This is a genomic window from Streptomyces caniscabiei, from assembly GCF_014930365.1.
GTDB classification, from domain to species: domain Bacteria; phylum Actinomycetota; class Actinomycetes; order Streptomycetales; family Streptomycetaceae; genus Streptomyces; species Streptomyces caniscabiei.
This window is the reverse complement of record NZ_JABXWI010000004.1, coordinates 150,925-172,521: the sequence shown is the minus strand read 5'-3', so window position 1 is coordinate 172,521 and position 21,597 is coordinate 150,925. Positions and strand designations below refer to the sequence as shown.

Genomic DNA, 21,597 nt, shown 5'->3' with positions numbered 1-21,597 from the left:
GTACGGGCGGCCGGCCGCGCGCCACGTCTGCGGTCAACCGTCCGTCCGGAGGCGGCCGTCGGCGGCGGAGCCGTCCGGGGAGGCGGTCCAGGAGGCGAGGAGGCGGAGTGCCTCCTCGGAGGGTGAGCCCGGTTCGGCGGTGTAGATGAGCAGGGTGAGGCCCGGTTCGGCGTCCATGGCCGAGCCGTGCCAGGAGAGGGTGAGATCGCCGACGAGCGGGTGGTGGAAGCGCTTGGAACCGGTGCCGTGGCGGCGGACGTTGTGCGAGCCCCAGCGGACGCGGAACGCGTCGCAGCGCGTGGACAGTTCGCCCACCAGGTCGTGGAGGTCCTTGTCGTGGGGGTCGCGGCCGGCCGCGGTGCGCAGGACGTCGACGGTCATGTCGGCGATGAGGTCCCAGTCCGGGTAGAAGCGGCGGGCCACGGGGTCGAGGAACTGGAAGCGGGCCATGTTCGGCGTCTCCGTGTCACCGGCATACAGGTCGGTGAAGAAGGCGCGGGCGAGCGAGTTGCCGGCGACCAGGTCCAGACGGCCGTCGGTGACGAACGCGGGCCCGGCCGTGACGGCGTCCAGGGTCCACTGCAGGTTCTTCGGGAGCGCGCGCCGCCGGCCGGACCTGGGGCGGGCGAGCGTGTCGGAGCCCTCCTGCGCCTGGGCCAGATGCAGCAGATGCGCCCGCTCGACGTCGCTCAGCCGCAGCGCGCGGGCGACCGCCTCCAGCACGGCGGGGGAGGCGCCGGCGAGGTTGCCGCGCTCCAGCTTGCCGTAGTAGTCGACGCTGATGTCGGCCAGCGTGGCGACCCGCGATAGGTTGCCCGCCATGAAGGAACTCGGGTCCGTCAGTTGGCCGCCCGCCCCGATCGAGACCGAACGGCTCGTGCTCCGTGCGTCCGAGGCCCGGGACCGTACGGTGTTCATCGAGGTGCTGGCGTCACCGGAGGTGCACACCTACCTCGGTGGCCCCCGCCCGCGTGACGAGCTCGAGCGCGAGTTGCCCGCGGTGCCCGAGCGGTGGCCGGGGAGCTTCGTCGTCGAACTCGACCGGGCCATGATCGGCCACATCCTGCTGAGGCGAACACCCGAGGATCATCGCCCGGTTGCCGCGGGGAAGGTCGATCTCGGCTATCTGTTCCTGCCACGAGCGTGGGGCTTCGGGTACGCCGCCGAGGCGTGCGCGGCGGCGCTCGACTGGCTGGACGGCGTCCTTCCCGGCGAGCCGGTCATGCTCACCACCCAGAGCGCCAACGTCGGTTCGATGCGTCTGGCGGCCAAGCTGGGGTTCACCGAGGTGGAGCGGTTCCGGGCCTGGGATGCCGAGCAGTGGCTCGGCCGGCGGTCCCCGGTGACGCCGTCCGCCTGAGCCGGAGCCGGAGCCGGAGCCGGAGCCGGGCGAACCGCGAACCCTGACCCACCCCGCCCGGGTGTCCGGTCCCGCCTGGGTGTCCGGTCCCGGGCGGGCGTCACGGGGTGGGCCGGGTCACATGAGCTTCCGGTTGCCCCTCTCCTTCTTGAGGCTGCCCACGTTGATCGGCTGGAGGATCACGGTGATCGCGCCCACCGTGAAGTGCTGCACCGGACCGCCGGTGTTGCGCCCGTGGAAACTGTGCGGCAGCGCCTGCCCGTTGGTCGGATCCGTGCCCGACGTATACATGTCGACGATGCCCTCGTACCCCTGGCGGGCCTTCGCGTCGTTGCCGTCCGCGGCCTGCTCCACGGTGATGCGGTCGTCGCCGTCCACGGCGACCACGGCCGCCACGTGGTACGGCCATCCGCTGGTGTTGGCGGGCCTCTCGTAGTCCCCCTGCCACGCGGTCTCCACGATGGCGAACGCCTGGCCGGCGTCCGGCCGTTCCTCGCCGTTCGCGTGGGGGCCACCGGGCCTGTTGTGCGCGTAGGCCACCGCGCCCTCCGCGTTCTCCCTGTCGCCCAGGCCGAACTGGTTGCCGCCCAGGGCGAATTCGCTGGCGTCCTGTCCCAGGGCCAGCCGCTGCTGGTGCATGATCTCCTCGGCCGTGTGGGCGCAGTCCGCGAGGAAGGTCGTCTCCGGTTCGTACTGCGTGTACGTGCGCCCGCCGATCTCCCCTCTCGCCCCGGTCGGCTTGCAGTACTGGGGCGTCGGGGCACCTTCCGCGACCCAGAAGACGGTGGTGTCGGCCCCCGGAGTGACGTCCATGATGTACAGGCCGTTCTGCGAGACCCGGGCCGGCCCCAGCTCCGGGGTCGTGACCTCGGAGTAGCGCTGAACGGCCGTCGCGCCGGTACCGTGCGCCGCGCCCCGGACCGCCGCGTCGGCAGCCCGCTGTACGGGGGCACCGTCCGAACCCTGGTTGCTCTGCTCAGGCGTTCGCCTCATCACCCGGACCGCGTTGGCCTCGGCCTCGCGCTCGAACCGGTCGCCGGGGTCGGAGACACTCAGCCCCGCCCCGTTGTCCGTACCGGCCACCGGACCCTGGCGCTGTTGGATGACGTGCGTCAGCTCATGGGCGAGGGTGTGCTTGTCGCCACCGCCGTCGCCGATGACGACATGGCTGCCGGAGGTGTAGGCGCGGGCACCCACCTCGGCCGCGGAGGCGCGGGCCGCGGAGCCGGTGTGCAGGCGGACGTCGGAGAAGTCGGCGTCCAGGCGGGATTCCATCTCCTGGCGCAGCGGTTCGTCCAGCGGAGCGCCCGGCGTCCGCAACACGTCGTGCACGGCGGAGCGCTGCACCGGCTCCGCCGTGGGCTGCCGGTGGCCGCAGTCCGCGCTGTGCTGGTGCCGACCCTGCTGGAGCATACGGGCGACGGCGGCGTTGCCTGCGGTGCGCTGCAGGTCGAGAAGCGCGTCGGGCACCCGCCCTCCCGGCCGCGCGGCCGCGCTCTTCGCAGGGCGCTGCGGCTGCTTGTCGTTCTTCATCGGCTCTCGCGCGTGCATGGACTTCCGCTCGTAGGCTGGCAGTGGGACTGTGCTTTCCTGCCTACCCGGTGCGGCGGATGCGGGTGAGGAGCGCACGGGCACGATGCGGTGCCCCAATGGGCAGCGCGGCCGCCCTGTCGGGTATCGGCGGCGGCCGCCCGGGCGCGGGGCCGGACAGGAGGGCCCGACGTCAGGACGCTGCTACGCCCCGCGGGTCAGGCTCTTTCTGGAGTTCCGCACGACGCGGTGGGCCGAGGTGACGCCTTCCGGCGAGCCCCCGGCGTCGACGCGCTTCATCCGGTGTCCTCGCGCAGCACGCTGTTGATCTCGCCCAGAGCATGGGTCAGCCGTGCGTAGTGCTCGGCGTCCAACGGGTCGACGAAGTACCGCTGGACCACGCGCGCGTGCACCTCGGCGGCCCGGAGGAAGACCGCACGCCCCTGCTCGGTCGGCTCGACCAGAACGCTCCTGCGGTCTCCGGGGGACGGCAGACGACGGACCAGACCGGCTTCCTCCATCCGGTCGATCAAGCGGGTCGTGCCGCTGCTGGTGAGGGTGAGGTCCTCGGCCAGTTGGCGTTGGGAGACCTCTTCGCCGGGTCGACGGCAGAGCCGTAGCAGCACTTCCAGCATCGTGTGGCTGATTCCGCACTCCCGCCGCACAGCGGTGTCGATCAGCTGTTCCAGGCGGGTCGCGGCCTTGATCAGCAGTCCGAAATCACGCACGAGCTGACTGCCTGCGGCATGAGCGGCGGCTTCGTCGTCCTGCCGGGTCGTGTCATTCACCTGCCTGAGCCCTCCGTTCCTCGCCGACCCGGTTCGGGTCGGCCTCCGAAGAAGTTTACTGCCCGGTCACCTACTGCTGCATCAATTACTGATCAATCAATTTCTGAGCAATCAATTGCTGACTGCTCAACTAAATCCTATAGTGGGCGATCCCCGCAGAGCACCGGAGGAAGAGGAGAGTCCCGTGCACCTTCAGCGCTGGCTCGGTCGAGCCGCTCACGCGATACAGGAGTGGGGCGACACGTTCGGCCCCTACCAGCCCCATCCGTCCGTCCTGATCGACGAGGACCGCTTCGCCGCGGCCTTCCAGGACTTCACCGGGAGGCTGAAGGACAACTATCCGTTCTTCCACCCGCACTACGCGGGCCAGATGCTCAAGCCCCCGCACCCCGCCGCCGTGATCGGCTACCTCACCGCGATGCTGATCAACCCGAACAACCACGCCCTGGACGGCGGCCCCGCGACCGCCGCGATGGAACGCGAGGCCGTCGCGCGGCTCGCCGCGATGTTCGGCTACGACACCCACCTCGGCCATCTGACGACCAGCGGCACGATCGCCAATCTCGAAGCCCTCTTCGTCGCCCGCGAACTCCACCCCGACCGGGGTGTCGCCTACAGCGCGGACGCCCACTACACCCACGGCCGCATGTGCCACGTCCTCGGTATGAAGGGACGCCCCGTCCGCACCGACGGCCGGGGCCGCATGGACCTCGACGCGCTGGAGGACGTCCTGACCGCCGGGGAGGTGGGCACCGTCGTGGTCACCACCGGCACCACCGGGCTGGGCGCGGTCGACGCCGTCCACGAGGTTCTTCCCCTCGCCCGGCGCCACGGCGCGCGCGTCCACGTCGACGCGGCGTACGGAGGGTTCTTCACCCTTCTCGCGGGCGCCGACGGCCTCGAAGGCCTCCCGCCGGAGCCCTGGCGGGCGATCTCGCGGTGCGACTCGATCGTGGTCGACCCGCACAAGCACGGTCTCCAGCCCTACGGCTGCGGAGCTGTCCTCTTCCGCGACCCCGAAGTGGGCCGCTTCTACCTCCACGACTCGCCCTACACGTACTTCACGTCCGCCGAACTCCACCTCGGCGAGATCAGCCTGGAGTGCTCACGGGCCGGCGCCTCCGCCGCCGCGCTGTGGCTCACCTTCCAGCTCCTGCCGCCCACGCCCGACGGCCTCGGCCAGGTGCTCGCGGCCGGCCGACGGGCGGCGTTGACGTGGGCGGACCTGATCACCTCCTCAGGCCTCCTGGAGCTCTACCAGCCGCCGGAGCTGGACATCGTCAGCTACTTCCCCGTCGTCGAGCCGGCCACCCTCACCGGCATCGACGCGGCCTCCGCCCGCATCCTCGCCGATGGCATGAACGGGAGCGACCCGGTGTTCCTGAGCACGCTCAAGGCGAGCCGTGACGCCTTCGCCGCCCGCCACCCCGACATCGCCGCGGACGCCGACGGCGCCCGTGTCCTGCGCAGCGTCCTCATGAAGCCGGAGTCCGAGCACCACATCGAGTACCTGCACACCCGGGTCGAACAACTTACCCAGCTCCGATGAAGCTGCGACGCGAGCGGCGAGCCCGCACCCTGGAAGAGCCGAGGGGCGAGTTGCGCGCAGCGCGCGGGAAGGAGAACGGCGTGGCCAAACAGCCGAGCAAGGGCAAGAAGCTGAAGAAGGGCGACAAGGTCGCCTGGAGCAGTCACGGCAGTCAGGCCGAGGGTGAGGTGGAGGAGAGGATCACGGAGCGGAAGAAGGCCGCGGGACGAACGGTGGACGCCTCGCCCGAGGAGCCGCAGTACCAGGTCCGCAGCGAGAAATCCGGCAGGTCCGCGGTGCACAAGCCGTCCGCGCTGAAGAAGAAGTGATGCCGCGTGGCGGGCGACGAGCACAAAGAGACGTGGGACGAGTTCCGCGAGCTGGTGAACATGAAGCCCGGCGACCTGGAGAAGTGGCTGGATTCGGAGGAGTCGCAGAGCGCCGGGCAGCGCGAGGACGGCGGTGAGTCCACGGGCCACGCCTCCGGCCGCCGGATCGTCGGCATCCTGCACGCCCGGAAGGGCGACCTCACGGACGACGACTACCAGCACATGCGGAAGGTCATCGGCTACATCCGGCGCCACCTCGCGCAACGGCCCACGGGCGACGTACGGGACACCCGGTGGAGGTACTCCCTCATGAACTGGGGCCACGACCCGTCGGCCTGACGGACCACCGCCACACCCATGGCGCGACCGGCCCGGCGCCCTCGGCGCGAGCACCGGCAGCAGCGCGTGCCGAGGACGGCGACACCCCGGCCGTCCGGGGGTCGGGACCGGGACCGCACTACATGTTGATCATGTGGCCGGCGAGACCGTGGACGGCCTCCTTGACCGCTTCGCCGAGGGTCGGGTGGGCGTGGACGTTGCGGGCGACCTCATGGACCGTGAGGTCCCACTGCTGGGCCAGGGTCAGCTCGGGAAGGAGTTCGGTGACGTCCGGGCCGATGAGATGCCCGCCGAGGAGCTCGCCGTACTTGGCGTCGCTGATCAGCTTCACGAAGCCGCTCGCGTCGCCCAGGCCGTGCGCCTTGGCGTTCGCGGTGAAGGGGAACTTGACGACCTGGACGTCGAACCCCTTCTCCCGCGCCTGCGCCTCGGTGTAGCCGAAGCTGGCGATCTGCGGCTGGCAGAAGGTGGACCGCGGGATCATCACGTAGTCCAGTTCCATGGTCTCCGCGTCCGCGATCGTCTCGGCGGCGACCATGCCCATCGCCTCGGCGGCGTGCGCGAGCATCAGCTTCGCGGTGACGTCGCCGATGGCGAAGATGTGCGGGACGGAGGTGCGGCAGCGGCCGTCGACGTCGATCGCGCCGCGCTCGGTGACCCGCACGCCGGTGTTCTCCAGGCCGTAGCCGGTGACGTTCGGCGCGAAGCCGATCGCCTGCAGGACCTTGTCGGCCTCCAGGACCTGCTGGGCGCCGTCCTTGCCGGTGACCGTGACCCGGACCTGCGGACCGGACTCGTCGATGGACTCGACGCGGGTCGAGGTGAGGACGTCGATGCCCAACTTCCGGTACTGCTTGGCGAGTTCGGCGGAGACCTCGACGTCCTCCAGTGGGGCGATCCGGTCCAGGAACTCCACGACGGTGACCTTCACGCCGTAGTTGTGCAGGATGTAGGCGAACTCGACGCCGATGGCCCCGGCACCGGCGATGACGATCGACTGCGGCAGGTCCTCGGCGAGGATCTGCTCCTCGTACGTCACCACGCGCGAGGTACGGCGGGTGCCGGGCAGCAGCCTGGGGGTCGCCCCGGCGGCGATGATGCAGTGCTCGAAGCCGATGGCGCGGGTGTTGCCGTCGTAGTCGGCCACCTGGAGCGTGTGCGGGTCGAGGAAGGTGCCGCGACCGCTGATCTCCGTGATCTTGTTCTTCTTCATCAGGTAGTGGACGCCCTTGACCCGCCCGTCCGCGACCTTCCGGCTGCGGCGGAAGGCCTCCCCGTAGTCGAAGGAGACCTCACCCTCGGCCTTGATCCCGAAGGTCTTCGCCTCGCGCGTGAAGATGTGCGCGAGCTCGGCGTTGCGCAGCAGCGCCTTGGTGGGGATACAGCCCACGTTCAGGCAGACCCCACCCCAGTACTTCTCCTCGACGACCGCGACACGCTTGCCCAGCTGGGCGGCCCTGATGGCGGCGACATATCCGCCGGGGCCCGCGCCGAGTACGACGACGTCGAAGCGCTCACCCTGCTCGTCCATGGACGGCTCCCTTTCCGCTGGGGCGGGCCCCCGCGAGGGACGGACCCACTCCCGATCGAACGACTCTGTTCATCAACCCACCGGCTATGGCATCCACCACTGCCCGCCGCGGGGAACCAGCGGAGGCGACCGTGCGGTCCACCCTCTCGCCGGCTTCCCGGACGTCAGCTTCAGCGCCGCGGAGCGGTGATCTATGCCCGTTGGTCATCATCGTCGGTGGGCCCGCGTCCCGTCGACTTCGTGTACTCCGGCGCCTGGATGCGGCGGACGATGAACGAGTGCTCGCGATCGGCCGCGCGTCGACAGACGGGCCTCGAGCGAGTGTCAGGTCCATCATGCCTGCTCGGAGGCGGTTTTCGGTAGGACGCAGCGCACCCCTGTTTCTTCTTGTGGCCGTCGGTGCCGCGCGTCAGACTCGTCGTCATCCAAACCCCCGGCCTACGTGTCGGCAACCGCTCGCGGCTGTCGGCGCGGTCGCCGTGCTGTCTCACCGCATGACGTGCACGGTCCGGGGGCTGACGAAGGGGATCGATGGATCAGGACATGGTCGTGCTGGCGAGGGTCAGGCTGCTGAGCGCCAACCGGCGGGTGGTGCGCGGTGTGGAAGGGCTGTGGATCTACCGGCTTCTGACACAGGTCGAGCCGGAGGCGTACGGGTCGAAGCTGGCGTACGTCCTGATAGAGGCAAGCGCGTCACCCCTGGTGCGGGAGTTGCCCGAACGACGGTTGGCCCTGCTGGACGAAGCCGTGGAGGTGGCGAAGGCCCTCGATACGTCCAACCCCTACCGGGCGAAGATGCTGGGGAGGGCCCTGGCCGCCAGGGAGCGGGAACTGAAGGGCCGTCCGCCGGAGCCGCTCGTGTCCGAAGGGCGGGAGCAGCGGACGGCCTTTCAGGAAGAGCCGCGAGAACGCGCGTGACCCTGCGGGTAACGGGTGCCGACTTCTGAACGGTGAGGAAGTGAAGGGGCCGATCCCGCTGTCCGAACAGAGCGGCGCCTGACACCCCAGATGTACAGCTCGCGACGTGGGGTTCCTGCTGGGCCCAGGAACCCCACCCACGCTCGCGATGCCTAGGGCGGCATGAGGAGCCTCGGGTCAAGTACCGGCCGATGGGCCTGGCCCGTAATAGGAGTTGATGGGTGCGCGCGCCTCGTCGAACAGGGCCGGACCGTCCTGCGTCACTGACGGCCAGAGGCCCGACTCCGGGTTGAGTTCGACGAGTTGCTCGGTGGAGAGCGCGAACACGACCCGGCCGATGCCGGAGCGAACGATGCCGCCGCCGCACATGCCGCACGGCTGGCAGCTCGTGTACATGGTGGTGCGGGCGGCCGTGTCCGTATCCAGCTCACGCGCCGCCCACCGGGCGAGCTTCAACTCCGGATGGGCCGTGATGTCGTCGTCCCGCCGGACCGTGTTGTGCGCCTCGGCGAGGATCGCCCCATCCGGCCCCGCCAGCAGCGAGCCGTACGGCGCGTCGCCCAGTTCCACCGCGCGCGCCGCGATACCGATGGCTCGCCGCAGCAGCACCTCGTCAGCAGGGGTGATCACGACGCCGTCCTCCACCGCTCGGCGACCGCGGTGAGCGCGCGCCACGCAGCCTCGGGCCGACGGGTCTGAGCCGGGTCCCCGTGGTAGGGGTCGAGCACCACCGTCTGGGCACCGAGCCCGCGAAGCTCCGCCAGATCACTCACGATCTGCTGCATGTCGCCGACGCCGGCCGGCCGCTCGGCGTCGTCGACCGGAGCGTCGGTCAGACGCAGCGCGATCCGCGGCGCGAACCCCGGCAACGCGTTGTCCGCGAGAACCGACCGCATCCGCGTCAGCGGAAGCCTCAGCGGATGCCAGGCATCGCCGAACCTGATTGCCCGCCGGATCGCCGCCGCACTGTGCCCGCCGACCCACACCGCGGGCGCGACTTGGCCCTCCGCCTCCCACACCTGCCGCATCACCCCCAGGTACTCGTCGGTCAGCCGGCCCCGCGCGCCGAACGGTACCCCGAGCGCGTCGAACTCCTGCCGCGCCCATCCGACCCCCACTCCGAGCACGAACCGCCCACCGCTGAGCCGTTGCAGACTGCTCGCCATCCGTGCCGCCAGCAGCGGATGACGGTACGGCAGCACCAACACGGTCGTGCCCAGCGACAGCTCGCCGCCGCTGATACCGGCCAGCCAGGACAGCGTGGTGAACGGGTCGTAGAACGGCTCCGGATACCGCTCCGCCACATCCGGGGTGACGGCCACGTGGTCCGACACCATCAGCAGATCGAACCCGCTCCCCGCCACGACCCGCGCCCACTCACGCAGCACGCCCGGGTCGGTCCCGGGCCCGAAGTTCGGTACGTTGACACCAAGTTGCATGCCTCGAGGTTATTGCGGTGATCACGCTGCGGGGAACCGAACCTTCCCCGTAGTTCCCGCTTCCCGCAGTGAATCTCCCGGTAATATCGCGCCATGGCCGTGAATCTCGACGACATCGACTGGGCGATCATCGAGCAGTTGCAGCAGGACGCCCGCCTCTCCCTCAGCGAGCTGGGGCGCCGCGTCAGCCTCAGCCCGTCGGCCACCACCGAGCGGGTACGGAATCTGGAGTCGCTGGGCGTCATCACCGGCTACCACGCCACCGTGGACCTGGCCAAGGTCGGCTACCCGGTGCTCGCCGTCGTCCGCCTGAAGTACCCCGGCAACCGCCATCAGCCACTGCACCGCCTGCTCGCCGAACGCCGAGAGATCCTGGAGTGCCTGCGGACCACCGGCGACGACTGCTACACCCTGAAGGTGGCCGCGACCTCCATGGAACACCTGGAGACGCTCATGGACGAACTGGCCGGCTTCGGCACCACGACCACCAGCGTCGTCTACAGCCGGACACTGCCCCTTCGCGGACCCAAGCGGCCCTGACCGACAGCCGACCGCCGCCACATGACCGCTGATCGGCCATCGGGACGGCACGCCGCACCGCCGGCATCCCACGGGCCCCCGCACCGGCGAGGTCCGCCCGCCCCTGTCGGCCGTTGGAGGCACTTTCCTGTCCGATCAGGTGCAGATGCCGTGTATCTCCCCCTGCGGCACTCCGCCGAGCCCGACGGTGAGAAACCCCTGACCTCCACATTTGAGGGACACCATGGCGGATTCATCTGACGACAGAACAGCCACCTTCATTCAGCGGGCCGCTGAACCGGTCCGCGCCCACCTGGCCACCTCCACCCCCCTGAGCAGCTTCCTCGAAGGTGCCGGCACGCTCACGTTGGAGGAGCGTCGCCGCATCGTCGATCAGGCGCTCGTCCTGCTGGAGCAGAACTACGTCCACCTGCCGCTCAAAGCCGCGATGCACGCCGTGAACCCGGTACAGCGCCTGCGGGTGCTACGGCGGCGTCTGGAGCGGCAGACACAGCAGACCATGACTCGGGAGTGGCTCTTCCACGCCGAGGTGTCGGAGATCTTCCACTCCGTCAGAGACCTGCACACGAACTACCTGCTTCCCGACCCTTTCTCGGGCCGGATCGCCTTCCTGCCGTTCCTCGTCGAGCAGTACACGGACGAACAGGGCACCCACTTCATGGTCACTCACGTGGCCGAGGGCTTCTCCGCACCCGGCTTCGAGCCCGGCGCCGAGATCACCCACTGGAGCGGCATCCCCATCTCGTCCGCCGTCGACCTGAACGCCGCCCGGTTCGCCGGCAGCAACGCTCCTGCTCGGCGCAGCCGAGGCGTTCAGTCGCTGACCGTGCGGCCGTTGAAGATCCACCTGCCGCCGTTCGAGGAATGGGTGACCGTCAGCTACATCGACGACAGCGGCACACCCCGTGAGCTGCGCGAGAACTGGCGGATCGTGGAAAATCTTCCGCCCATGGTGAACGCGGACGTGATCAGCGCCACCGCCCTGGCCCAGGGCCTGGACCTGGACGCGGACGAGGCAGGCCGGGCCAAGGTGTTGTTGTTCGCCCCCCGGGTCGTCGCTCAGGAGCAGGCCGTCCGGGCCGACGAGGCCGCGCCCGAACTGCGCCAGGGCGAGGTCGCCACGACGATGCCCAAGGTGTTCAAGGCCCAGCGTGTGGAGACGTCGTCCGGGACGTTCGGCCACATCCGGATCTTCACGTTCAGCGTGAACGACCCGATGGCCTTCGTCCGGGAGTTCGTCCGCCTCATCGGGGAACTGCCGCAGAACGGCCTCATCGTGGATGTCCGCGACAACGGCGGCGGCCACATCCACGCTTCCGAGTTCGCCCTCCAGGTCCTCACGCCCCGCCGGATCGCCCCCGAACCGGTGCAGTTCATCAACACCCCGCTCAACCTGCGTATCTGCCGCAAGCACCAGGACGGCTCCTCGGGCATCGACCTGGGTGCCTGGGTCCCCTCCATGGATCAGGCCCTCGAGATCGGCGCCACCTTCTCCAGCGCCTTCCCCCTCACCCCCGAGGACGGCGCCAACGCCATCGGGCAGCAGTACTTCGGGCCGGTGGTTCTCATCACCAACGCCCGCTGCTACTCCGCCACCGACATCTTCGCCGCCGGTTTCCAGGACCACGGCATCGGCCCTGTGCTCGGCACCGACGACAACACCGGCGCCGGCGGAGCCAACGTCTGGACCCACCAGTTGCTCTCCGACCTCCTCCAGGACGACCCGGACAGCCCGTACGTGCCGCTGCCGAAGGGAAGCGGTATGCGCGTGTCCATCCGCCGCACCCTCCGGGTCGGCAAGCTGTCCGGCACCCCGGTGGAGGACCTGGGCGTCGTCCCCGACCACCAGCACCGGATGACCCGTCGGGACCTCCTGGAGGACAACGTCGATCTCTTCGAGCGGGCGGGCATGCTCCTGAAGGACCGGGAGCCGCACGCCGTGTCCATCACGGACGCCGTGTCCGTCAACGGCTCCTTGAAGCTCAAGGTGAAGGCGACGAACGTCGATCGCGTGGACGTCTACGTCGACCAGCGACCGCGCGCATCAGTGGACCTCACCGATGGGCAGGCCGACGTGACGGTGCCCGTCGCGACAGTCGCGCACTCTGCCCGCATCGACGGCTTCGAGGCCGGCCACCTCGTCGCCAGCAAGACGGCGCATCTCAACTAGCCACCCACGGTTGACCGGGGGAGCCCTCGCACTCGATGAGTGCCGGGGCTCCCCTGGTACGTCGGTTGCGCCTGCCAGTCGAGGAAACGGGTTGCGGGGGTCTGCGCACGCCTGCCACGGTGCGGGTTTCCGTACCACCCGTGAGGTTCGTGTGACGATCTACTTCTATGGCGCGGACGACGTCCCCTACGGGTGCTTCTCGAACTTCTCCGCTCACGGCTTCGACCTCGACGGTCTCTGGTGGCCGACCTCGGAGCACTACTTCCAGGCACAGAAGTTCAAGGGCACCCGCCACGCGGATCTCGTCCGGCGGGCGCGCACGCCGCTGCGCGCAGCGGAGCTGGGCCGTGAATCGTCCAGACCTCTGCGGAGGGACTGGGAGCGCGTCAAGGACGACGTGATGCGCCGTGCGGTGGCGGCGAAGTTCCGCGCGCGTGCCGATATCCGTGGCGTCCTGCTGTCCACCGGTGACGAAGAGATCGTCGAGGACACCACCACCGATCACTACTGGGGTCGGGGCAGGACCGGGAACGGCAAGAACATGCTCGGGCGGATTCTGGTGCGCACCCGTAACCAGTTGCGCGCCGAGCCGGCCATGGCCACTGACTTCGAGGTCGGGTGACCTCTCTTCGGGCGCAACAGCCAGGCCCGCTCGCGTGGTGGCGTGTTCCCTGACGTCATACACGTGAGCATGTGCGGAACCAGCCCTCCTCCCGCAACGAGGCGATGCGATGTCCGACCGCGCCGACCATGGCAGCCCCGAGGGTGTCGCAGCCGGCGGGATCCTGCGGCGACAGCCGTCGGAGCAGTGGCTGTTCAGCGGCATCTACGGACTGGTGCTGGCCAGTGCCATGGCGGCCGCGCTGGACGCGGCGGGGGAGGAGGCCGACCCCGGTGCGGACGCGCTGTGGGTACTGATCACCGCGCTGGCGTCCGGTGCCGCCCATGGGTACGCGCACGTCATCGCCCAGCGCGCGTCCGTCCACGGGGCGGCCACCACCAGCAGACTGCGGTCGGTGCTCGCGGAGTGGCCCTTGGTCGCCACCGTGCTGCCGACGGTGGCGGTGCTGCTCGCCGCGTCGGCCGGGTGGTGGGCGGAGGCCACCGCGGTGGACGCGGCCCTGCTGTTCAACACCGTCGCCCTGTTCGGCCTGGGCGCCTGGGCCGCCCGCAGAGCTGGGCAGGGTTGGCCGTCCTCGTGCCGGGCAGGGGGCCTCGACATGCTGATCGGCCTGGTGATCATCATGCTGAATACCTTGATCCACTAGCTCCCGGGGGGGTGCCCCACGTCGGCGCTCCGGCACGCGCGGTCGCGCTCCCTGACGGAGTGCCGCCGTATGCCGTGGAGCGATGAATCGATCGACAACATATGTCGGTCGCTGATATATATAGGTGACATGAATGAGCGACCGCTTCAGGAGCCGACGCTGCTCCTGCTCACTGCCTTGGCCGACGAGCCCAGGCACGGCTATGGACTGATTCAGGAGATCGACGCGATCTCCCAGGGCCGTGTGCGGATGCGCACCGGCACTCTCTACGGCGCGCTGGACCGGCTGGTCCAACAGGGCCTGATCCGGGTCGAGCGCGAGGAGGTCGTGGACGGCCGGGCGCGCAAGGTCTACGCCCTCGCCGAGGCCGGCCGCGACGTGCTGGCCGCCGAGACGGAGCGGCTGCGTGCTGTCGTCGCCGAGGCGGAGCGTCGACTGGCCGCGCCTCGGGCACTCGCCATCCGCCCGAAGGGGGCCCTGGCATGACACAGCAGCACAGTTCACTCGCGTTCCGCTGGGCGCTGCGCCTTCATCCGGCCGCCTACCGCGCTGAGCACGGAGCCGAGTTGACCGCGATCTATGCCGAGGCGACGCAGCATGCCGGCCCGCTCGGCCGGCTGCGCGAGGCGCTCGATGTCGCCGGCCATGGCCTGCGGCGGCGTGCCGGCCTGGGCTCCGACCGGATGGCGGGTCAGGTCCTGGCCCAGGCGGCCCCGCCGGCTGTCGCCGTGGCGACGGGCAGCTTCGTGGCGGGCCTGTTGTGGCTCTTGGCCCCCGGGGCCCGGACCGTGCCGACGTCCTCGCTCCCGAATGTGCTGAGCCTCGCCAACACGGGCCTCACGCCGCTGCTCTGGCTGGTGGCGCTCGCGGCCGTCTGGACCGGGCGCTGGACTGCGGCCCGTGCACTGGTCGTGGCCGCGATGGTGCTGTGCCTGGCCGACGTCCTGGCGGCCGCGTTCGCCTCCTCCGGCTTCTACGGCACCCCCTCGATCGCTGTGATCCGACTGGCCGTGGCGCTGCTCACCGGCGCCGTCGTGCTCGCCGCACCCAGGGATCTGCTCGGCCCCTCCCTGCCACAGCGCCGCACGATCATGGGAACCGCCGTCCTGGCGGCCGTCCTGATGTCGGGCGTGCAGCTCGTCGAGATGTACTCCCCCTATACGCTGGGCGTTCTCAGCGTCATCGGCCCGCTGGGGGCCGGGGTCCTGTGGGCCGGGGTCCTCGCGATCGCCCTGCTCTTCGGTGCGCGTGACCGGTTGACCGTCGCGGGCGTGGCGGTGGCCGTGCTGCCCACCATGCTGCAGGTGACGGTCCAGCTCACCCCCGCGGGCGTGGTCGTCCTGCTCCTGGTCCTGCTCAGCAGCACGGTGCCCTTCCTCCTCGCGCGCCGGCGTCACTCGTCAGCCCCGTCGAGCGCGGTGTAGCCGGCTCCGGGCCCCGCGCGGCGCCGGGTCTCGGCCCGGCCCGCGCACAGCGGGGGTTTCGCCGCCGGCCACACCCGCGCCGCCGCGCGAGGCGCCGTAAGCTCGACAAGGGAGGCCATGCAGCCGCGCCAGTGCGGAGAGCCCTTCATGAGCGACCAGTACACCGTCGCATTCGATTCCGGTGCCGATCCGTCCCGCGCCGGGGTCGGGGGCAAATGCGCCGGCCTGATGACGATGACCGGCCTCGGGGTGCCGACGCCGCCCGGGTTCGCGGTGACCACTGCTGCCTTCGACGCCGGGCTCGACGGCGGCGGCCTGCGCGCGGACATCGGTTCCGTCCTCGCCGGGCTCGATCCCACCGACACGGCCGACACCGAGCGGCGTGCCGCCGACGTACGGCGGCTGATCACCGACCGGCCCGTGCCGCCCATGGTCGCGGCGGCCGTCACGGAGGCCTACCGGGTCCTCGGGCCGGCCGGGGACCTCTCGGTGGCCGTACGGTCGAGCGCCGAGTCGGAGGACCTGCCGACCGTCAGCTTCGCCGGGCAGTACGACACATATCTGGGGGTCCGCGGGGCCGACGCCGTCGTCGACGCCGTACGCCGCTGCTGGGCGAGTCTGTGGACGGCTCGGGCGATCACCTACCGCGCCGCCGGCGGGACGGCCGAGCGGGGGCTGCGGATGGCGGTGGGTGTGCAGGCGATGGTCGACGCACGCACGGCCGGCGTGGCCCTGACCGTGAACCCGGCCGACGGCGACCCGTCGAAGATCGTCATCGACGCCGCCTGGGGACTCGGCGAACCGGTGATGTCCGGCGAGATGACCCCGGACGACTACGTCGTGGACAAGGTGCTGCTCGTCCCCGTGCGGACGGCCCTGTCGCCGCAGCACCACGAGGTGGTCCTCGCTCCGGACGGCCGCGGTCTCCTGCGGCGTGCGGTCGAGGACGCCCGCCGCAGCAGGGCCTGCCTCGGGCCCGCAGAGGTCGCCGCGGTCGCCGAGCTGGCCAAGACCGTCGAGCGCCACTGCGGCCGCCCGCAGGACATCGAGTGGGCCATACCCCGAGACGCGGCCCCGCTCCCGGGCGGCGGCCCTCCCGTGCTGCTGCTCCAGACGCGGCCCGAGACGTTCTGGAGTCGCCGACCACGCGCGAGAGCCGAGGTGGTGCCCGGGGCGGGCGTCTCCAGCATCGCCGACACCATGCTCGGACTCGGGAGTCTCCCGACCTGAGCGACCCGACCCCAGGTCCGGACACCACGGGCCCGACGAAGGGACCTCGCATGGCGACCCAGCAGCGCACGTCGTCCCGGCAGCGCGCGAGTTTCCCCAGTCCCTACGAACAGCCGGCACCCGAAGGGGCCGAGGACTGGCGCGGTCTGTACCCGTACAACGTGCTCTTCCAGCCCGAGCGGCGGGCCCTGGAGGAGGCGAAGTTCTGGTTCTGCGACAGCCAGCACTGGCCCACGGTGCTCAAACCGTTCGAGACGATCGGTCCCGAGCTGTCCACCAAGTGCCTGGGCCAGTTCAACACCCGGTACTTCCTCGTGCCGCCCGCCAACGGCCTGGAGTGCCGCATCCACCAGGGGTACGTCTACCACAACCCGGTCACGGTGGAGCAGGACGAGGCGGCGACGAGGGTGCCGGAGTTCCTCCGGCGCGCCGGCTACTACTTCGAGCACTGGGACGCGCTGCTGGAGAACTGGAAGGGCAAGGTCCTCGCCACGATCCGGGAGCTGGAGACGCTCCGGTTCACCGAACTGCCCGACGCCCAGCCGTACGAGGAGATCGAGCGCGGCACCGGGCTGGACGCGGCCGACACCCTGCTCGGCGGGTACGACCGTCTCCTGGCGTTGTGCCACCGGGCCTGGCAGCACCACTTCGAGTTCCTGAACCTCGGCTACGCGGCCTACCTGGACCTCTTCCAGGCATGCAGACAGTGGTTTCCCGGTATCCCCGACCAGGCTGTCGCGACCATGGTCCAGGGCGTGGACATGGAACTGTTCCGCCCCGACGACGAGTTGAAGCGACTGGCGAAGCTCGCCGTCGAGCTGGACCTGGACCACCTGCTGACCGTTCCCGGCCCCGGACGGGAAACCCTCGACACCGTCGCGTCGGCGCCGAGGGGCCGGGACTGGCTGGACGCCTGGGAGACAGCACGCGACCCCTGGTTCAACTTCACCTCCGGCAACGGCTTCTACGCCGACGACCGGTACTGGCGGGACGAACCCGCGCTGCCCCTGGGCTACATCCGCGACTACGTCCTGCGGCTGCGCCGGGGCGAGCACATCGACCGGCGGGTGCGCGAACTCGTCGCCGAACGAGACCGGATCAGCGGCGAGTACGCCGCCCTGCTCGACCCCGCACAGCGCGCGGACTTCGAGGCCAAACTGCGGCTCGCCCGGCAGGTCTACCCGTACGTCGAGAACCACAACTTCTACATAGAGCACTGGTCCATGGGGGTCTTCTGGCGCAAGACCCGCGAACTGTCCGCACTCCTGCACCGGGCGGGCTTCTGGCCGCACGAGAACGACATGCTGTACCTCACGCGTGACGAGGCCCGCGGCGCGCTGTTCGACTTCGCGTCCGCCTGGGCGCGGGGCAGCGCGCCCATCGGCCCCGACCACTGGCCGCCCGAGGTGGAACGACGGCGGCGGATCGTGCGGGCCCTCGCGTCCCGGCGCCCGGAACCGGCGCTGAACCGGCCGCCCGCCGCCGTCACGGAACCGTTCAGCATCATGCTGTGGGGCATCACCAGCGAACGCGTCCGGTCCTGGCTGGCCGACCTCGACACCACCGGCGACCTCATCGGCCTGGCCGCCTCTCCCGGACACGCGGAGGGCCCGGCCCGGATCGTCCACAGCCCCGCCGAGCTGGACCTCGTACGGGACGGGGAGATCCTCGTCGCGCCGGTCACCGCGCCCAGCTGGGCCCCGGTGTTCGGCCGGATACGGGCCACGGTGACCGACATCGGCGGGGTGATGTCGCACGCCGCCATCGTCTGCCGTGAGTACTCCCTGCCCGCCGTGACGGGCACCGGATCGGCGTCCACCCGTATCAGGGCGGGGCAGCGGATCCGGGTCGACGGCACGGCCGGCACCGTCACCCTCCTCGACTGAGCGCGCCCGCACCGAAAGGAGACCGGAATGCCCCCCACACCGCTTCCCGTCCTCCCGCTCACCCCGTCGCTGATCCCGCCGGCGGACGAGGTGCCCGCACTGCCCCGCCTGACCGGGGTCGACCAGGAGATCTGGCACCGAGCCCTGCCGTATCTCGACGTACGGGACAACGACGTGCACTCGCTCCACTCCTACGGCCTCGCGGGCGCGCTGCTGACCGCGGAGCCGCAGGCCCGCGCCGACGTGGTGCTCCCCGCGATCCTGCTGCACGACACCGGCTGGAAGACCGTCGACCCGGCGCGCATCCTGCCCGCGATCGCCCCCGGCTCCCACGACCCCGAGACGGTCCGCAGACACGAGACCGAGGGCGCCGCCATCGCCCACCGCATCCTCACCGACGTCGGGTACCCGCAGGACGTCACCGCGCGGATCATGGAGATCGTCGACGGCCACGACACCCGGCGGTACGCCCTCGACGCCGACGACGCGGTCGTCAAGGACGCCGACAAGCTGTGGCGGCTCACCCCGCACGGACTGCGGACCGTCGGCTCCTGGTTCTGCCTCGACACCGAGCGGACGCTCCGACTGGTCCTGTCCGTCACCTACGACCGGCTGCTCACCGGAACGGGCCGCGCGATCGGCCGGGCGCTCGCCACCTGCGCCGGGCTCGACCACGGCCCGCGGCGCTCGGCGCTCACGGACCGAGCCCCGTCGGAGGGCGGTGACCGTACGGGTTGATAATGGGCATCTCGGGCACCACGCTGGACGCTATGGGCACGTTGCGCGTCCCCGGACTGGTCGCGACCGACCGACGCGGGCTGATCGCCGGGTGGAGCCCCGGGGCGGAACGCCTGCTGGGCCACACGGCCGCGGAGGCCGTGGGGCAGCCGGTCGCGGAGCTGCTGGGGCTGAAGGACGCCGAGGGCGCCGAGGAACGCCACCTGGTACTCCCGGTGCGGCACAGGGACGGCAGCCTGCTGACGCTGCCGGTCTCCAGCTACCCACTGGCCGCCGACGCGGCCGGGCGCGCGTCGGGGCCCGCTTCGATCCTGGTGGTCGGCCCGCCACCGACCGGGCTCGGGCTACGGGAGCGCGAGGCGCTGTCCACATGGACCCTCGAGGCCTCGCCGATGGCGCTCACGGTCTACGACACCGACCTGCGCTGTGTGTGGCAGAGCGAGCGGATGCGCCGCCTGACCGGACTCTCCGACGAGGAACGACGCGGGCGCCGTCTCACCGACATCCTGGCCGGCCCGGACGTGGCGGCGTGGGAGGAGCGGGTACGGCGGGTCCTGCTGACGGGCGAGGAACAGGCCGACGAGATCAAGGGCAGCATCGTCCCCGAGGCCGCCCCCTCCCGGGTCTTCGGCGTCTCCGCGACCCCGCTGCGCGACGACCGAGGACAGACGCTCGGCGTCTGCACCACCGTCACGGACGTCACCCGCGCCAGTCGCGACCGGGAGCGCCTGGCCCTGCTGAACGACGCGAGCGTCCGCATCGGCAGCACCCTGGACGTGACCCGGACCGGCCGGGAGCTGACCGAGGTGGTGGTGCCCCGGTTCGCCGACTTCGCCCGCGTGGACCTGCTGGAGGCCCTCCTGAGGGGAGACGAGCCCGCTCCCGGGCCGATCGCCGGGGCCGTCCGGCTGCGCCGGATCGCGGAGCTGAACCTGTTCGAGGGCGTTCTGGAGGCACAGACCACCGCCGGCGACTCCGACGTCTATCTCGCCAACTCACCCGCGGCGCTGTGCCTGGCCAGCGGGCGCTCGATGATGTACCGCACCGAGGACCCGGTGATCCGCGCCTGGGCGGCCCTGAGCCCGGCCCGGCAGGCGAAGATCGCCCGGTTCGGAACGCACTCCTGGATGCTGGTGCCGGTCAGGGCCCGGGGAACGACGCTCGGCGTGGTCATGCTCACCCGAACCCGTGAGAGCCCCGAGCCCTTCGAGCCCGACGACCTCTCCCTGGCCGAGGACCTGGTGGCCCGGGCGGCGGTGTGCCTGGACAACGCGCGGCGGTTCACCCGTGAGCGGGCGGCGGCACTCGCGCTTCAGCGGAGCCTGCTTCCGCAGCGGCTGCCGTACCAGTCGGCGGTGCAGGTCGCCTCGCGCTATCTGCCCGCGTCACCGAGCATCGGCGTCGGGGGCGACTGGTACGACGTGATCCGTCTCTCGGGCGAGCGGGTGGCGCTGGTCGTCGGGGACGTCGTCGGGCACGGAATCCACGCGGCCGCGGCGATGGGCCGGCTCAGGACGGCCGTGCGTACGCTCGCGGATGTCGATCCGACCCCGGACGAGTTGCTGACCCGTCTGGACGACCTGGTGATCCAGTTGTCCGCGGAGTCGGGGAGCGGCCGGGAGGACGATCCGGCCGCGGACACCGGCGCCACATGTCTGTACGCGGTCTACGACCCGGTGTCAGGGCGGTGTTCGCTCGCCCGGGCCGGTCATCCGACACCTGTCCTCGTGGCACCCGGCGGGACGGCCGACTTCCTGGAGCTCCCGGCCGGACCCCCGCTCGGCCTGGGAGGCGTGCCGTTCGAGTCGGTGGAGGTGACGCTCTCGCCGGGGAGTCTGCTGGCGCTGTACACCGACGGCCTGATCGAGTCCCGGCAGCACGACGTGGAAGCGGGGCTGACGGTGCTGCGCACGGCGCTGACCGCGCCCGTCGACTCGCTGGAGGACCTGTGCGAACACGTGGTGAGGACGGCACTGCCGGACGGACCCGCGGACGACGCGGCGCTGTTGCTGGTGCGGACACAGGCGCTGGACGGGCGGCGGGTCGCGGCGTGGGACGTGTCGGCGGACGCGGCGTCCGTGTCACGGGTGCGTTCGGAGAGCGTGAACAGGATCGTGTCCTGGGGTCTGCAGGAGGCCGCGTTCGTGACCGAACTGGTGGTCAGCGAGCTGGTCACCAACGCCATCCGGTACGGCGTCCCCCCGATCCAGTTGCGACTGATCCATGACCACGTGCTGACCTGCGAGGTCTCGGACGCGAACAGCACGGCGCCGCATATGCGGCGGGCGCGGGTGTTCGACGAGGGAGGCCGGGGTCTGCTGCTCGTGGCCCAGTTGACGCAGCGGTGGGGGACACGGCAGACCTCGACGGGCAAGACGATCTGGTGCGAGCAGGCTCTGCCGACCGAGGTGGATTCGGCCGGCCCGGAACCGGTCGAACTGACATCCCCCGGGCTGTGACCGACCCCTTGCCGCGGCTCAGGGGATGTCCGGCCGCACGCGCTGTCAGTGCCTCGCCGTAGGGTGTCGTGCGTGGCCTGCTATCGGCCTCGACGAAGTTGCAACCACCGCACGGGCTCC

General features: G+C 70.8%; 21 protein-coding genes. 15 read left to right on the top strand and 6 right to left on the bottom strand.

Annotation, left to right across the window (positions count from 1 at the left end):
• Nucleotides 1-33 precede the first annotated feature (33 nt).
• Entirely contained in the window at nt 34-822 is a 789-nt protein-coding gene (locus HW837_RS12500; RefSeq protein ID WP_237270153.1) for a helix-turn-helix transcriptional regulator, read from the bottom strand.
• Here HW837_RS12500 and HW837_RS12495 point away from each other — a divergent pair.
• Entirely contained in the window at nt 821-1,360 is a 540-nt protein-coding gene (locus tag HW837_RS12495; RefSeq protein ID WP_045561914.1) for a GNAT family N-acetyltransferase, read from the top strand. The two genes, HW837_RS12500 and HW837_RS12495, sit on opposite strands and share 2 nt — an antisense overlap.
• Nucleotides 1,361-1,477: 117 nt before the next feature.
• On the opposite strand, the gene HW837_RS12490 is transcribed toward HW837_RS12495, so the two are convergent.
• Together HW837_RS12490 and HW837_RS12485 are read right to left on the bottom strand one after the other, a co-directional pair.
• Nucleotides 1,478-2,911 carry an eCIS core domain-containing protein gene (locus tag HW837_RS12490; protein WP_193379748.1) on the bottom strand — a complete coding sequence of 478 codons (1,434 nt, stop codon included), beginning with the start codon at nt 2,909-2,911 and terminating at the stop codon, nt 1,478-1,480.
• Between the two features lie 275 nt (nt 2,912-3,186).
• On the bottom strand, nt 3,187-3,678 hold the full coding sequence (locus HW837_RS12485; RefSeq protein WP_052683104.1) for a MarR family winged helix-turn-helix transcriptional regulator: 492 nt from the start codon (nt 3,676-3,678) through the stop codon (nt 3,187-3,189).
• 184 nt (nt 3,679-3,862) lie between these two features.
• Here HW837_RS12485 and HW837_RS12480 point away from each other — a divergent pair, with 184 nt between their 5' ends.
• From HW837_RS12480 to HW837_RS12470, 3 genes are read left to right on the top strand one after another with little or no spacing between them, the layout of a single operon-like run.
• Nucleotides 3,863-5,227, top strand: coding sequence for a pyridoxal phosphate-dependent decarboxylase family protein (locus HW837_RS12480; protein ID WP_193379749.1), 1,365 nt, complete (start codon nt 3,863-3,865; stop codon nt 5,225-5,227).
• Nucleotides 5,228-5,256: 29 nt separating this feature from the next.
• Complete coding sequence (locus HW837_RS12475) at nt 5,257-5,535, top strand: hypervirulence associated TUDOR domain-containing protein (RefSeq protein ID WP_045562007.1); 279 nt, start codon at nt 5,257-5,259, stop codon at nt 5,533-5,535.
• Between the two features lie 6 nt (nt 5,536-5,541).
• A complete protein-coding gene (locus HW837_RS12470) occupies nt 5,542-5,874 on the top strand; it encodes a DUF3140 domain-containing protein (RefSeq protein WP_193379750.1) in 333 nt (110 codons plus the stop codon).
• 118 nt (nt 5,875-5,992) lie between these two features.
• On the opposite strand, the gene lpdA is transcribed toward HW837_RS12470, so the two are convergent.
• Nucleotides 5,993-7,405 carry a dihydrolipoyl dehydrogenase gene (lpdA, locus tag HW837_RS12465; RefSeq protein WP_045561918.1) on the bottom strand — a complete coding sequence of 471 codons (1,413 nt, stop codon included), beginning with the start codon at nt 7,403-7,405 and terminating at the stop codon, nt 5,993-5,995.
• Nucleotides 7,406-7,936: 531 nt separating this feature from the next.
• Between lpdA and HW837_RS12460 the strand changes: the two genes are divergently transcribed.
• Entirely contained in the window at nt 7,937-8,323 is a 387-nt protein-coding gene (locus HW837_RS12460) for a hypothetical protein (RefSeq protein WP_237270152.1), read from the top strand.
• 177 nt (nt 8,324-8,500) lie between these two features.
• Here the strand turns inward: HW837_RS12460 and HW837_RS12455 are convergent, their stop codons facing one another.
• On the bottom strand, nt 8,501-8,953 hold the full coding sequence (locus tag HW837_RS12455) for a nucleoside deaminase (protein WP_193382300.1): 453 nt from the start codon (nt 8,951-8,953) through the stop codon (nt 8,501-8,503).
• On the bottom strand, nt 8,950-9,762 hold the full coding sequence (locus tag HW837_RS12450) for an LLM class flavin-dependent oxidoreductase (RefSeq protein ID WP_193379752.1): 813 nt from the start codon (nt 9,760-9,762) through the stop codon (nt 8,950-8,952). Before HW837_RS12450 ends, HW837_RS12455 begins: the two co-directional genes overlap by 4 nt.
• Before the next feature lie 93 nt (nt 9,763-9,855).
• Here HW837_RS12450 and HW837_RS12445 point away from each other — a divergent pair, with 93 nt between their 5' ends.
• From HW837_RS12445 to HW837_RS12400, 10 genes are all read left to right on the top strand, one after another.
• Nucleotides 9,856-10,302 carry an Lrp/AsnC family transcriptional regulator gene (locus HW837_RS12445; protein WP_045561920.1) on the top strand — a complete coding sequence of 149 codons (447 nt, stop codon included), beginning with the start codon at nt 9,856-9,858 and terminating at the stop codon, nt 10,300-10,302.
• Nucleotides 10,303-10,525: 223 nt separating this feature from the next.
• Nucleotides 10,526-12,472, top strand: coding sequence for a S41 family peptidase (locus HW837_RS12440; RefSeq protein WP_045561921.1), 1,947 nt, complete (start codon nt 10,526-10,528; stop codon nt 12,470-12,472).
• Between the two features lie 151 nt (nt 12,473-12,623).
• Nucleotides 12,624-13,094 carry an NADAR family protein gene (locus HW837_RS12435; RefSeq protein WP_045561922.1) on the top strand — a complete coding sequence of 157 codons (471 nt, stop codon included), beginning with the start codon at nt 12,624-12,626 and terminating at the stop codon, nt 13,092-13,094.
• A gap of 109 nt (nt 13,095-13,203) precedes the next feature.
• Nucleotides 13,204-13,740: a hypothetical protein gene (locus HW837_RS12430; RefSeq protein ID WP_045561923.1), complete on the top strand. Its 537-nt coding sequence runs from the start codon at nt 13,204-13,206 to the stop codon at nt 13,738-13,740.
• A gap of 129 nt (nt 13,741-13,869) precedes the next feature.
• On the top strand, nt 13,870-14,226 hold the full coding sequence (locus HW837_RS12425) for a PadR family transcriptional regulator (protein WP_045561924.1): 357 nt from the start codon (nt 13,870-13,872) through the stop codon (nt 14,224-14,226).
• Nucleotides 14,223-15,164, top strand: a complete 942-nt coding sequence (locus HW837_RS12420) for a hypothetical protein (RefSeq protein WP_193379753.1) — start codon at nt 14,223-14,225, stop codon at nt 15,162-15,164. The genes HW837_RS12425 and HW837_RS12420 overlap by 4 nt, the downstream gene beginning before the upstream one ends.
• A 147-nt stretch (nt 15,165-15,311) precedes the next feature.
• The gene (locus HW837_RS12415; protein ID WP_052683106.1) at nt 15,312-16,394 is read left to right on the top strand and encodes a PEP/pyruvate-binding domain-containing protein; all 1,083 of its coding nucleotides are present in this window, start codon (nt 15,312-15,314) and stop codon (nt 16,392-16,394) included.
• Nucleotides 16,395-16,444: 50 nt separating this feature from the next.
• Nucleotides 16,445-18,280, top strand: coding sequence for a PEP-utilizing enzyme (locus HW837_RS12410; protein WP_193379754.1), 1,836 nt, complete (start codon nt 16,445-16,447; stop codon nt 18,278-18,280).
• A 27-nt stretch (nt 18,281-18,307) separates the two neighbouring features.
• Entirely contained in the window at nt 18,308-19,018 is a 711-nt protein-coding gene (locus HW837_RS12405) for a hypothetical protein (protein ID WP_052683107.1), read from the top strand.
• A gap of 32 nt (nt 19,019-19,050) precedes the next feature.
• Nucleotides 19,051-21,477 (top strand): SpoIIE family protein phosphatase, encoded by a 2,427-nt coding sequence (locus HW837_RS12400; RefSeq protein WP_045562012.1) that lies wholly within the window; start codon nt 19,051-19,053, stop codon nt 21,475-21,477.
• The last annotated feature ends 120 nt before the right edge of the window (nt 21,478-21,597 follow it).